This is a genomic window from Caballeronia sp. Lep1P3 (assembly GCF_022879595.1).
GTDB lineage: Bacteria > Pseudomonadota > Gammaproteobacteria > Burkholderiales > Burkholderiaceae > Caballeronia.
Genome location: NZ_CP084265.1, coordinates 1,770,088 through 1,783,221, shown reverse-complemented (window position 1 = coordinate 1,783,221; position 13,134 = coordinate 1,770,088). Strand labels below are relative to the sequence as shown.

Genomic DNA, 13,134 nt, shown 5'->3' with positions numbered 1-13,134 from the left:
CCGATGGCGGGCGAACGCGCGCGGTAGTAGCATCGCCTGACTTTGACATTTCACTGCGCGGAGCATGGCATGAGTTCAACTACCGACAGCATCTATGGCTTCACGGCCGAAACGCTCGACGGCGCGACCGTCGGCCTCGACGCATATCGCGGCAAGGTGCTGCTCATCGTGAACACGGCGAGCGAATGCGGATTCACGCCGCAATACAAGGGCTTGCAGGAGTTGTACACCTTGTATGCCGCGCGCGGCTTCGAAGTGCTCGGCTTCCCGTGCAATCAGTTCGGCAAGCAGGAACCCGGCGACGCCGCGCAGATCGGCAGCTTCTGCGAGACGAATTACGGCGTGAGCTTTCCGATGTTCGCGAAGATCGACGTCAACGGACCGAAGGCGCACCCGCTCTTCAAGTATCTGACGCAGAGCCAGCCCGGCGTGCTCGGTCTCGAGGCGATCAAATGGAACTTCACGAAGTTCCTGATCGACCGCGACGGCCGGATCGTGAAGCGCTATGCGCCGATCACGAAGCCCGATTCGATCGCGGACGACGTCGAAAAGCTGCTCTGAGCGAGTTAGAGGATCGGCGAGAAAAGCCGCGCGACGTGCATCGCCATGCGCCGCCAGAACGCGGCGCCGCGATAATCGTCGCCGTCGATTTCATACGCATGCGCGAAGTCCGCGAGCAGCATGCGCCCGACTTCGCGCGCGAAATGACGGTCGACCGTCAGCACGGTGATCTCGAAGTTGAGGCGGAACGAGCGGTTATCGAGATTGGCGCTGCCTACCGAGGCGGCGATGTCGTCGACGAGCACGACCTTCTGGTGCAGGAACCCCGGCACGTAACGGAAGATTCGCACGCCCGCCAGCACGAGGTCGTAGGCGTAGAGCTTCGATGCGGCGAACACGACGCGATGATCGCGCCGGCTCGGGATCAGGATACGGACGTCCACGCCGCGCATCACGGCGAGCCTCAGCGCGGAAAACACGGCTTCGTCCGGGATCAAATACGGCGACGTGATCCAGATGCGCTCGCGCGCCGCGTTGATCGCCTCGACGAAGAAGAGCGAGCAGGTCTCCTGCTTGTCGGCGGGACCGCTCGACAGCACCATGCAGTGCATGTTGTCGTCGGCGTGCGGAGCGGGGCCGAGTTCGGGAAGGCGCTGCGTCGCCCAGTACCAGTCTTCCGTGAACACGAACTGGATGCTCGCGATGGCCGGCCCGCGCACTTCGACGTGCGTGTCGCGCCAGGGCGAGAGACGCGGATTGCCGCCGAGATATTCGACGCCCACGTTGTGCCCGCCGACGAACGCGCGCTTGCCGTCCACCACGACGATCTTCCGATGATTGCGGAAGTTGATCTGAAAGCGGTTCACGAACTTGCGCTTGGTCGCGAACGGATGCGCCTCGACGCCGCCCGCGCGCAGCGCATGCACGTAGCGATGCGGCAGGTCGAAGCTGCCAATGCTGTCGTAGAGGAAATAGACGCGCACACCGGCCTTGGCCTTCGCGATGAGCGCGTCCTTCAGCAACTCGCCGAGCGCATCCGCGCGCACGATGAAGAACTGCACGACGACATAGCGCTCGGCGGCTTCGATCGCTTCGAGGATCGCGGCGAACGTGGCGTCCCCGTTGACGAGCACGCGCACCGAGTTGCCGTGCAAAAACGGCATGCCGGAGAGCCGTTGCAGCGTTCGAATAGTGGGATTGCCGAGATATTCGGCTGGCCCCGGCGCGAGTTCGCCGCGCACGCCCGAAGCATCGGCGAGCGCCAGGTCGCCGTGCGAGGCATCGCTGCGCTCGGGCGATTCCCACTCCACCGGCTTCGAGCGATTGCGCAGGATTTCAATTTCGAGGCGGCGCGCGTCGATGTAACCCGCGAACTTGCTGCGGCCGAGAAAGAGATAAGGAATGAGCGTGAGATAAGGCATCGCGACGAGCGACACCGCCCACGCGACCGCGCCCTGCGAGGTGCGGGTATTGATGATCGCATGCACGGCGGCGATGACGCCGAGCACATGCGCGGCCATCACGAGCGTGCCGACGTGGAGCCAGTCTGCTGCTTGCATAGAGATGCGCTGGTTCGAAACGCTGCGCGCAGTGCGCGCGCAGCGGGATGACGAACGCCGCCCGAAGCGGCGATGCGTCATCTTACCGAACGTCGAGCGCGCGACGCCGTCGAAATGCGTCGGCGCGTTTGGTCAGGTGGGCAGATCGGCCGCCTGGATGAGAAACACGTTGTCGTCGCCGGCGCTCGTCGAAAGCCAGACAAGTTCGAGGCCGCCCAGCGCCGCTTCCACGTTCGCGCGCTCGTTGCCGATTTCCACGACGAGCACGCCATCTTCCGTGAGCCACTTGCCGGCATCGCGCACGATGCGCCGCACGACGTCCATGCCGTCCGCGCCGCCCGCGAGCGCGAGTTCCGGCTCGTGACGATATTCCTCGGGCAGCGATTGCATCGCCGTCGCGTTGACATACGGCGGGTTCGTGACGATGACTTCGTAGCGCGCGGCGGACAGCGGCGCGTAAAGGTCGCCTTCGTGAAGCGTCACGCGGTCTTGCAGCGCGTAGTCGTCGATATTGCGGCGTGCGACGGCGAGCGCATCGGCGGAGATGTCGACGGCATCGACATCGGCGTTCTCGAAGGCCTGCGCCGCGAGAATCGCGAGACATCCAGAGCCGGTGCAAAGCTCGAGCACGCGTGTGACGTGGTCCGGGTCCGGCACATAGGGCTGCAAGCCGTCCTGCAGCAACTCGCCGATGAACGAACGCGGCACGATCACGCGCTCGTCCACATAGAAGCGCCGGCCGTGCATCCACGCTTCCTGCGTGATGTACGCGGCAGGCACGCGCTCTTTCGCCCGGCGCTCGATGACCTGCATCACGGCGTCGATTTCGGTGTCGAGCAGGCGCGCGTCGAGGAAAGGTTCGAGCGTGTCGAGCGGCAGGTGCAGCGTATGCAGGATGAGGTACGCGGCTTCGTCGTAGGCGTTGGTCGAGCCATGACCGAACGACAAGCCCGCCTCGGTGAAGCGCGATACGCCGAAGCGAAGCAGGTCGCGAAGAGTGGTGAAAGGTAGCGCCATCGCAGGCTCCTTGTTCTTTTGCGGGTGAGGATTCAGGCGATCAGTTCTTCGAGCACGCGGCGGTACACGTTCTTGAGCGGCTCGATGAATCGTACTTCGACATGTTCGTCGATTTTGTGGATGCTGCCGTTGGGCGGACCGAATTCGACGACCTGCTCGCAGATGCGCGCGATGAAGCGTCCATCCGACGTGCCGCCTGTCGTCGACAATTCCGGACGCACGCCGGTTTCGTCATGGATGGCTTTTTCGAGCGCGTTCGACAGCGCGCCGCGCGGCGTCAGAAACGGCAGGCCGCTAACCGTCCATGCGAGTTCGTAGTCGAGCGCGTGCTTGTCGAGAATCGCGTGCACGCGGCTTTGCAGGTCTTCGACGGTGCTCGCTGTCGAGAAGCGGAAGTTGAACATCAGCTCGGCATGGCCGGGAATCACGTTCGTCGCGCCCGTGCCCGAGCGCAGGTTCGACACTTGCCAGGTCGTCGGCGGAAAGTATTCGTTGCCGTCGTCCCAACGCTGCCCGACGAGTTCGGCGAGCGCGGGCGCAAGCAGATGAATCGGATTCTTCGCGAGATGCGGATACGCAATGTGTCCCTGCACGCCCTTCACGACGAGCTTGCCGGACATCGAGCCGCGCCGCCCGTTTTTCACCATGTCGCCGAGCGTTTCGTTGGACGTGGGCTCGCCGACGATGCAGTAGTCGAGCCGCTCGCCGCGCGCCTTCAGCGCTTCGACGACCTTGACGGTGCCGTCGGTGGCGGGGCCTTCCTCGTCGCTCGTGATGAGCAGCGCGAGCGAGCCGCGATGCCGCGGATGCCGCGCGACGAATTCCTCGCTCGATATGACGAACGCCGCGAGCGATGCCTTCATGTCCGCCGCGCCGCGCCCGTAGAGCTTGCCGTCGCGATGCGTCGGCGTGAAGGGCGGCGAGCTCCATTGTTCGACGGGGCCGGTCGGCACGACATCGGTGTGTCCGGCGAACGCGAGCAGCTTGCCTTGCGCGCCGTCCGTGCCGCGCTTCACCGCCCACAGATTCGTGACGCCGGCCGACGCGATGGTCTCGCAGTCGAAGCCAATGGCGGACAAGCGCTCGATCATGAGCGACTGGCATTCGCGATCGTCGGGCGTGACGGACGCGCGCCCGATCAGGGCTTCGGTGAGGGAGAGTGTGCCGGACATGGTTGGAGCCTGCTTCCTGGACAGCGATAAAAAATGCCGGCGCGCGGCCGGCAGGCGATTCGGCGTCGGTGCAATGCGTGCGATGGCATGACGTTCGCAGCCATCGCACGCGCTCACGCGAAGAGCGTCTCGTACTGCTCGGCCGAAAAACCGAGCGTCTTGACGCGTCCATTCACGACCACGACTGGCCGCTTGATGATCGACGGCTTGTGGATCATCAGCGCGATTGCGCCCGAGGTGGTGTCGGCTTCGGCCTTGTGCACATCCGACAAGCCGCGCCACGTCGTGCCGCGCTTGTTGATGAGCTGGTCGAGCGACACGTCCTTCAGCCAGTCCTGAAGCAGCGCATTCGAGACGCCGGCTTTCTTGAAATCGTGAAACTCGAAGGGCACGCCGTGCTCTTCGAGCCAGACGCGCGCCTTCTTCACGGTGTCGCAGTTGGGAATGCCGTAGACGACGGTTGTCGCAGCGGATCGCGCCACGGTCAGTCGCCTCGCAGCAGTTCGTTCAGGCCGACTTTCGCGCGCGTCTTGGCGTCGACCTTCTTCACGATGACCGCGCAGTACAGGCTGTGCGAGCCGTCCTTCGAGGGCAGATTGCCCGCGACCACGACCGAGCCCGCCGGAATGCGGCCGTAGCTGACTTCGCCCGTTTCGCGATCGTAGATCTTCGTGCTCTGTCCGAGGTACACGCCCATCGAAATGACCGAGTTCTCTTCGACGATCACGCCTTCCACCACTTCCGAGCGCGCGCCGATGAAGCAGTTGTCCTCGATGATGACCGGGTTCGCCTGCAGCGGCTCCAGCACGCCGCCGATGCCGACGCCGCCCGACAGGTGCACGTTTTTGCCGATCTGCGCGCACGAGCCGACGGTGGCCCACGTATCGACCATCGTGCCTTCGTCGACGTAAGCGCCGATGTTCGTGTACGACGGCATCAGCACCACGTTCTTCGCAATGAACGAGCCGCGGCGCGCGATGGCGGGCGGCACCACGCGAAAGCCGCCTGCCGCGAAGTCTTCGGCGGTGTAGTTCGCGAACTTCGAGGGCACTTTGTCGTAAAACTGCGAGTAGCCGCCCGCGGGCATCGGCACGTTGTCTTCGAGACGGAACGAGAGCAGCACCGCTTTCTTGAGCCACTGGTTGACAACCCAGTCGCCGTCGCGCTTCTCGGCGACGCGCAGCGCGCCCTTGTCGAGTTGTTCGATGGCATGCGAGACGGCGTCGCGCACGTCGGCGGGCGCGGCTTTGGCCGACAGCTCCGCGCGGTTTTCCCAGGCGTTGTCGATGATGCTCTGAAGTTGTTCCGACATAGTGATATCAAGAATGGAGAGTTGGACCGGCAGCGCGTCAGGAAGGAAGCGTGCGGCAAAATTCGACGATGCGGCGGGCGCCTTCGATACATTCCCCGGTCCCGGCGACGAGCGCGATGCGGACGAACCCCTCGCCGGGATTCGTGCCATGCGCGGGACGAGCGAGGTAGGAGCCCGGCAGAACCGTCACATTATAGTCGGCGTAGAGGCGCGCCGCGAACTCGGTGTCGCTGAGTCCGGTGCGCGAAACGTTCGCCCAGAGATAGAACGCGGCATCGGGCAGACGCACGTCGAGGACGTCCGCGAGCATCGGCGTGACCGTCTGGAACTTGCTCAGATAGAGCGCGCGGTTCTCGCGCACGTGCGCCTCGTCCTGCCAGGCCGCGATGCTCGCGCGCTGAAACACGGTCGAGAGCGCCGCGCCGTGATACGTGCGATACAGCAGGAAACTCTTGAGCACCGACGCGTCGCCGGCGACGAAGCCCGAGCGCATGCCCGGCACGTTCGAGCGCTTCGACAGGCTCGACAACATGACGAGCCGCTCGAAGCCGCGACCGAGCAGGCGCGCGGCTTCGAGGCCGCCGAGCGGCGGATGCGCTTCGTCGAAATAGATCTCCGAATAGCATTCGTCGGATGCGATCACGAAGCCGTGCTTGTCGGAGAGCGCGAAGAGTTCGCGCCAGTTGTCGAGCGTGAGCACCGCGCCCGTGGGGTTGCCCGGCGAGCAGACATAGAGCAGTTGCGTGCGCGCCCAGACATCCTCGGGCACGGTCGAGTAGTCGCACGCGAAGTTGCGCGCCGGATCGCTATTGACGAAGAAGGGTTGCGCGCCCGCGAGCAGCGCCGCGCCTTCATAGATTTGGTAGAACGGGTTCGGGCAGAGTACGATCGGCGGTTGGCCGCCCGACAACGCGGGCGTGCTGCGGCTGTCGATGACCGTCTGCGCGAGCGCGAACAAGGCTTCGCGCGAGCCGGAAACCGGCAGCACTTCGGTCGCGGCATCGATGGAAGCGAGCCCGTAGCGCGCCTTGACCCACGCGGCGATGGCTTCGCGCAGCGGCTCGCTGCCGAGCGTGGCGGGATATGCGGCGAGGCCGTCGAGCGCGTTGACGACGGCATCGCGGATGAACGCGGGCGTCGGATGCTTCGGCTCGCCGATGCCGAAGCTGATCGGCGTGAATCCGGCGCGCGGCTCGATGCCCTTGAACAGCACGCGAAGTTTTTCGAATGGATACGACTGGAGTGTCTGAAGAAGTGGATTCACGGCGTGTCGGTTTGAGCGATGAACGTCGGGCGGCGCGCAGGCGCCATGCGCGCCGCTGCGGATGCGCCCGAACGCGCGGCGCGGCGGCATGAAAAAGACAGCAGGGAAGCGGGTGATAATCGGACGATAAGCGGGCGATTATACCGCGCGCCCTTCGCGCCCGAAGGCGCACGGCGGCAAAAACCGGATACGGCATGACGAGCTTCGAATCGACAAAAACCACGCGCGCGGGAGCGCATCCATGACGCGCCGTGTTCACGACGCGCTGCCGACGCTCGCGATCATGCTCGGCGCATCGGTATGGGGCTTCGTCTGGTATCCGATGCGCCTGCTCGCGTCGATGGGGCTCACCGGCACGGCCGCCAGCGCGACGACGAGCGGCGCCGCGTGCCTCTTCGTGCTCGCGCTGAAACACCGCTCGATCCGCACGATTTCATGGCACTGGCTGCTCGTGTGCCTGGGCATCGCGGCGGGCGTGACGAGCGTCGGCTTCGTGTGGGGAGCGATCCACGGCCAGGTGATGCGCGTGCTGCTGCTCTTCTATCTGACGCCGGCGTGGACCGCGATCTTCGCGCATTTCATCCTGAAGGACCGCCTCACGCGCGCCGACGCCGCGCTTTCGCTGCTGTCGCTCGCGGGCGCGGTCACGATGCTCTGGTCGCCCGAACTCGGCATGCCGCTGCCGGCGAATGCGGCGGAATGGGCCGGTCTCGCGGGCGGCATGGGCTTCGCGATGAGCAACGTGCTCGTCGTCAGGATCACGCGGACCTTGCCCCGCATGAAGCCCGAAATGCGAACGGCCGTGATCTTCGGCGGCGCGGCCATCGTCGCGACGCTCGCGAGCTTCTTCGAGCCGATGCGCGCCGCGCCCGCCGCCTCGCAGATGGGCGTCGTTTTGTTCATCGTGATGGGGCTCGGCGTCGTGCTCGCGGTCAACAACGTAATCGTGCAGATCGGGCTCGCGCGCGTGCCGGCCAATCGCGCGTCCATCATCATGCTGTTCGAACTGGTGGTCACGGCGCTCTCGTCGTGGCTCATCGCGAACGAGGCGCCGGGGCCGCGCGAATGGGCCGGCGGCGCATGCATCGTGGCCGCCTGCGTGCTGTCGGCGTGGGTGCATCGACCGCGCGGCGAGCCTTCGCAGAGGCCGCCGCACGACCCTGAAGGCAAAAAGAAATCGACACGCGCGATGGTATGATGGTGTCCGCTCGCGCCGCGGCCGGCAGGCTCAGGCGCACATGAGACGATCATCCGCGACGGGCCACGCCTCGGCCCGTCAGCCGTTCATCCTCCGTCATTCACTTCAAACAGCGATATCGCCGTGCGTCTCACTTCGATCAAACTCGCTGGTTTCAAGTCCTTCGTCGATCCCACGCATTTCCAGGTACCGGGCCAGCTCGTCGGCGTCGTCGGGCCGAATGGCTGCGGCAAGTCCAATATCATCGATGCCGTGCGCTGGGTGCTCGGCGAATCGCGTGCATCGGAGTTGCGCGGCGAGTCGATGCAGGACGTCATCTTCAACGGGTCGACCGCGCGCAAGCCCGGCAGCCGCGCAAGCGTCGAGCTGATCTTCGATAACGGCGACGGCCGCGCCGCCGGCCAGTGGAGCGCCTACGGCGAGATCGCGGTCAAGCGCGTGCTCACGCGCGACGGCACGTCCAGCTACTACATCAACAATCTGCCCGCGCGACGCCGCGACATTCAGGACATCTTCCTCGGCACGGGTCTCGGTCCGCGCGCCTACGCGATCATCGGGCAGGGCATGATTGCCCGCATCATCGAGGCGAAGCCGGAAGAGCTGCGCGTGTTTCTCGAAGAAGCGGCGGGCGTGTCGAAGTACAAGGAACGGCGGCGCGAGACGGAGAATCGTCTGCACGATACGCGGGAGAATCTCACGCGCGTGGAAGACATCGTGCGCGAGCTGACGGCCAATCTCGAGAAGCTGGAAGCGCAGGCTGTCGTCGCGACGAAATACAAGGCACTGCAGGCCGAGGGCGAAGAGAAGCAGCGCCTCCTGTGGCTGCTGCGCAAGAACGAAGCGGGCAACGAGGCCGAGCGCCAGCAGCGCGCGATTCGCGAGGCGCAGATCGAACTCGAAGCGCAGACCGCGCGTCTGCGCGAAGTCGAAGCGCAACTGGAGACGCTGCGCGTCGCGCACTACAGCGCAAGCGATGCCATGCAAGGCGCGCAGGGCGCGCTCTACGAAGCGAATGCCGAAGTGAGCCGGCTCGAAGCGGAAATTCGCTTCATCGTGGAGTCGCGCAATCGCGTGCAGGCGCAGATCGCCGCGCTCACCGCGCAGCGTGAACAATGGCAGATGCAGGCGCAGAAGGCGCGCGACGAAATCGAAAGCGCATCGGAAGCGCTCGCCGAAGGCGAAGAGCGAGCCGCCATCGCTACGGACGCCGCCGCCGCGAAGCACGACGCGCTGCCCGCGCTCGAAGCCCGCTGGCGCGATGCGCAGACGCAACTGAACGAAGAGCGCGCGGGCATCGCGCGCGCGGAGCAGGCGCTCAAGCTGGAAGCGGCGCATCAGCGCAACGCGGACCAGCAGCTTCAGCAATTGCAGCAACGTCAAGAACGCCTGAAGAACGAAGCCGGCGGACTGGACGCGCCGGACGAAGCGCAGCTCGAAGAATTGCGCATGCAGCTTGCCGAGAACGAAGAGATTCTCGCCGAAGCGCAGGCGCGCCTCGCCGACGCGCAGGAAACCGTGCCGCGCCTCGACGCCGAACGCCGCGCGGCGCAAGAGCGCGTGCAGGCGGAGAGCGCGCAGATTCATCAGCTCGAAGCGCGCCTTGCCGCGCTCAGGGCGCTGCAGGAAAGCGTGCAGACCGAGGGCAAAATCCAGCCGTGGCTCGACAAGCATGAACTCGGCGCGTTGCCGCGCCTCTGGAAGAAGCTGCACGTCGAAGCGGGCTGGGAGCCGGCGCTCGAAGCCGTGCTGCGCGAGCGTCTCTCCGCGCTCGAAGTCTCGAATCTCGACTGGATCAAGGCTTTCGCGACCGACGCGCCGCCCGCGAAGCTCGCCTTCTATGCGCCGCCCGCCGCTGGCAAGCCGCTCGACGCGCCGCCGGGCCTGCGGCCGCTGACATCGCTTTTGCGCATCGACGATCCGGGCATCCGCGCGGTGCTCAACGAATGGCTCGGCGCCACGTTCATCGCCGACGATATCGCGCAGGCGCTCGCGATGCGCAATCAGTTGCCCGAAGGCGGCGCGTTCGTCGTGAAAGCCGGCCATCTCGTGACGCGCGTCGGCGTGCAGCTTTATGCGTCGGATTCCGAGCAGTCGGGCATGCTCGCGCGTGCGCAGGAAATCGAAAATCTCGCCCGACAGGTGCGCGCACAAGCGCTTCTCGCCGACGAAGCGAAGGCCAGCGCGGTTCGCGCCGACGCCGCGCACACGCAGGCATCGCAAGTTCTCGCCGATGCGCGCGCCGCCGCCGATCGCGCCACGCAGCGCGTTCACGCCTTGCAGATGGACGCGCTCAAGCTCGCGCAGGCGCACGAGCGCTATACGCAGCGCACCACGCAGATCGGCGAGGAACTCGAGGAAATCGCCGCGCAGATCGAGGAACAGCGCGCGCTGCGCGCCGAATCCGAAGCCGCGTTCGAGCAGCACGACGGCGAGATCGCGCAATTGCAGGCGCGCTTCGAGGACAACCAGCTCGCCTTCGAAGCGCTCGACGAAACGCTCACCGGCGCGCGTCACGAACTGCGCGAACTCGAACGCGCGGCGAGCGATGCGAACTTCGCGGTGCGCGGTCTCGCGGCGAAGATCGAGGAATACGAGCGCAATATCGGCACGGCACAGGAGCAGAGCGAGCGTGTCGCGGGCGCGCTCGAAGACGCGCGCGCCGAACTCGAAACCATCAACGAGCAGACGGCGCACACCGGGCTGCAGGACGCGCTCGAAGTGCGCGCGGCTCGCGAGGAAGCGCTGCACGCGGCGCGCTTGGAACTGGACGATCTGACCGCGCGCCTGCGTCAGGCCGACGAGCAGCGTCTTTCTGTCGAGCGCTCGCTGCAACCGCTGCGCGACAAGATCAACGAATTGCAGTTGAAGGAGCAGGCGGCGCGCATCAGCGGCGAGCAGTTCGTCGAGCAGTTGCAGGCGGCGGGCGTCGACGAAGCCGAGTTGCAGGCGAAGCTCTCGCCGGACATGAAGCCGTCGTATCTGCAAGGCGAAGTCACGCGGCTGAACAACGCGATCGTCGCGCTCGGGCCGGTCAACATGGCCGCGCTCGAAGAACTGGCGGCGGCCACCGCGCGCAAGCACTTCCTCGACGCGCAATCGGCGGATCTGAACGACGCCATCGGCACGCTCGAGGACGCGATCCACAAGATCGACCAGGAAACGCGCGCGCTCCTGCAAGGCACGTTCGACGAGGTGAACCGTCACTTCGGCGAACTGTTCCCGCGGCTTTTCGGCGGCGGCCAGGCGAAGCTCATCATGACCGGCGACGAAATTCTCGATGCCGGCGTGCAGGTCATGGCGCAGCCGCCGGGCAAGAAGAATTCGACCATTCACCTGCTTTCGGGCGGCGAAAAGGCGCTCACCGCGACGGCGCTCGTCTTCGCGATGTTCCAGCTCAATCCCGCGCCGTTTTGTCTGCTCGACGAAGTGGACGCGCCGCTCGACGACGCGAATACCGAGCGCTTCGCCAATCTCGTGCGGGCGATGTCGAGCAAGACGCAATTCCTCTTCATCTCGCACAACAAGATCGCGATGGAGATGGCGCAGCAGTTGATTGGCGTGACGATGCAGGAGCAGGGCGTGTCGCGCATCGTCGCGGTGGACATGGAATCCGCCGCGGGCTTCGCACAGAACGGCTGACGCCGGTTCTTGAACGGATGAAAGGCCGGAGTTCGCATCCGGCCAGGCGCGCAGGCGCGGAGTGGCGTGCATCGGCGACGCGGCGAACAGGCCGGAACGCAAACGGATGCATGCGACAGATCGCGCGGCGCTTCTTAACTCAAAAGAATGATGGAGCGTGCATGGACGAGTTGACACTCGGTTTGATCGGAGCGGGCGCCGTGGTGGTGGGCGGCGTGGTGGTGTACAACGCATGGCAGACGGCGAAGGTGCGGCGCAAGATGCCCCGCCCGATGCCCGACGAAGCCGCCGATGCGCTCGCGCGCCAGGAAACCGACGACGAGCAGCCGTTCATCGAACCGGTGCGCCCGACGCGGCGCGAGCCGGTCGCGGGCGAACTCGCCGACGAAGCGCCGCGCGACGTGCGCGTCGAGCCGAGCTTCGGCGGCGCGCCCGAATCTAGTGAGCCGGCGGCCGTTGCCCCAGCCGTCGCGCCGGCGGATATGCCCGTCGATCTGCAGGCGGAAGCCACGTCCGCGAACGGCGTGGCCGATGAACCCGCGGTCATCGACGAGGAGCGCAGCGAGCCGGTGATGCCCGCCGCGACCACCGTTTCGTCGACGCCGCCCGCGGTCGTCGACCGGCGCATCGACTGCGTGGTGCCGGTTCGTCTCGCCGCGCCCGTCGCCGGAGATCGCGTGATTCCGCTCGCGCAGCGCCTGCGCCGCGCGGGAACCAAGCCCGTGACGATCGAAGGCAAGGCCGAAGGCGAGAACGCGTGGGAATTGCTGCGCCACGGCGTTCGATACGACGAGCTGCGCGCGGCCGCGCAGCTTGCGAACCGCAGCGGCCCGCTCAATGAACTGGAGTTTTCCGAATTCGTGACCGGCGTGCAGCGTCTCGCGGACGCCATCGACGGCGCGCCCGAATTTCCCGACATGATGGAAACCGTCGGCATGGCGCGCGAGCTGGACGCGTTCGCCGCGCAGTGCGACGCGCAACTCTCGATCAACATTCTCTCCGACGGCGCGCCGTGGTCCGCGAACTACGTGCAGGCGGTGGCGTCGCAAGACGGCCTGCTGCTCTCGCGCGACGGCACGCGTTTCGTGAAGCTCGACGGCAAGCAGAATCCGGTGTTCATGCTCCAGTTCGGCGACACGAACTTTCTGCGCGATGACCTGACGTACAAGGGCGGCCAGATGATCACGCTGGTGCTGGACGTGCCCGTCGCCGACGAAGACATTCTGCCGTTCCGTCTCATGTGCGATTACGCGAAGTCGCTGTCGGAGCGTATCGGGGCGCGCGTCGTCGACGATCAGCGCCGTCCGTTGCCCGAATCGGCGCTGCTCGCCATCGAGAAGCAGTTGATGACGCTCTACGCAAAGCTCGAGCAGGCAGGCATGCCGGCCGGCTCTGCCGCGACGCGCAGACTCTTTAGCCAGTAACGCCGCGTTTCACGCCCGATGCGCCGCATCGGGCGGCGCGTGTGGAAG

10 protein-coding genes are annotated in these 13,134 nt (G+C 65.8%); 4 read left to right on the top strand and 6 right to left on the bottom strand.

Annotation, left to right across the window (positions count from 1 at the left end; all coding sequences use genetic code 11):
- Nucleotides 1-69 precede the first annotated feature (69 nt).
- Complete coding sequence (locus tag LDZ27_RS08385; protein WP_244813660.1) at nucleotides 70-561, top strand: glutathione peroxidase; 492 nt, start codon at nucleotides 70-72, stop codon at nucleotides 559-561.
- Between the two features lie 5 nt (nucleotides 562-566).
- Here LDZ27_RS08385 and cls read toward each other — a convergent pair whose 3' ends face one another.
- The 6 genes from cls to dapC all read right to left on the bottom strand — a co-directional run bounded on the left by cls (nucleotide 567) and on the right by dapC (nucleotide 6,825).
- Nucleotides 567-2,060: a cardiolipin synthase gene (gene cls / locus LDZ27_RS08380; protein WP_244813659.1), complete on the bottom strand. Its 1,494-nt coding sequence runs from the start codon at nucleotides 2,058-2,060 to the stop codon at nucleotides 567-569.
- A 132-nt stretch (nucleotides 2,061-2,192) separates the two neighbouring features.
- Entirely contained in the window at nucleotides 2,193-3,077 is an 885-nt protein-coding gene (gene prmB, locus LDZ27_RS08375) for a 50S ribosomal protein L3 N(5)-glutamine methyltransferase (RefSeq protein WP_244813658.1), read from the bottom strand.
- Nucleotides 3,078-3,109: 32 nt separating this feature from the next.
- Nucleotides 3,110-4,249, bottom strand: a complete 1,140-nt coding sequence (gene dapE, locus LDZ27_RS08370; RefSeq protein WP_244813657.1) for a succinyl-diaminopimelate desuccinylase — start codon at nucleotides 4,247-4,249, stop codon at nucleotides 3,110-3,112.
- Between the two features lie 113 nt (nucleotides 4,250-4,362).
- Nucleotides 4,363-4,731, bottom strand: coding sequence for an ArsC family reductase (locus LDZ27_RS08365; protein ID WP_244813656.1), 369 nt, complete (start codon nucleotides 4,729-4,731; stop codon nucleotides 4,363-4,365).
- 2 nt (nucleotides 4,732-4,733) lie between these two features.
- Nucleotides 4,734-5,561: a 2,3,4,5-tetrahydropyridine-2,6-dicarboxylate N-succinyltransferase gene (gene dapD, locus LDZ27_RS08360; RefSeq protein ID WP_244813655.1), complete on the bottom strand. Its 828-nt coding sequence runs from the start codon at nucleotides 5,559-5,561 to the stop codon at nucleotides 4,734-4,736.
- A 37-nt stretch (nucleotides 5,562-5,598) separates the two neighbouring features.
- Nucleotides 5,599-6,825, bottom strand: a complete 1,227-nt coding sequence (gene dapC, locus LDZ27_RS08355; protein WP_244813654.1) for a succinyldiaminopimelate transaminase — start codon at nucleotides 6,823-6,825, stop codon at nucleotides 5,599-5,601.
- Between the two features lie 241 nt (nucleotides 6,826-7,066).
- Here dapC and LDZ27_RS08350 point away from each other — a divergent pair, with 241 nt between their 5' ends.
- The 3 genes from LDZ27_RS08350 to LDZ27_RS08340 all read left to right on the top strand — a co-directional run bounded on the left by LDZ27_RS08350 (nucleotide 7,067) and on the right by LDZ27_RS08340 (nucleotide 13,086).
- On the top strand, nucleotides 7,067-8,023 hold the full coding sequence (locus LDZ27_RS08350) for a DMT family transporter (RefSeq protein WP_244813653.1): 957 nt from the start codon (nucleotides 7,067-7,069) through the stop codon (nucleotides 8,021-8,023).
- A 123-nt stretch (nucleotides 8,024-8,146) separates the two neighbouring features.
- Nucleotides 8,147-11,662: a chromosome segregation protein SMC gene (smc, locus tag LDZ27_RS08345; protein WP_244813652.1), complete on the top strand. Its 3,516-nt coding sequence runs from the start codon at nucleotides 8,147-8,149 to the stop codon at nucleotides 11,660-11,662.
- 161 nt (nucleotides 11,663-11,823) lie between these two features.
- Nucleotides 11,824-13,086, top strand: a complete 1,263-nt coding sequence (locus LDZ27_RS08340; RefSeq protein WP_244813651.1) for a cell division protein ZipA C-terminal FtsZ-binding domain-containing protein — start codon at nucleotides 11,824-11,826, stop codon at nucleotides 13,084-13,086.
- Nucleotides 13,087-13,134: the final 48 nt, after the last annotated feature.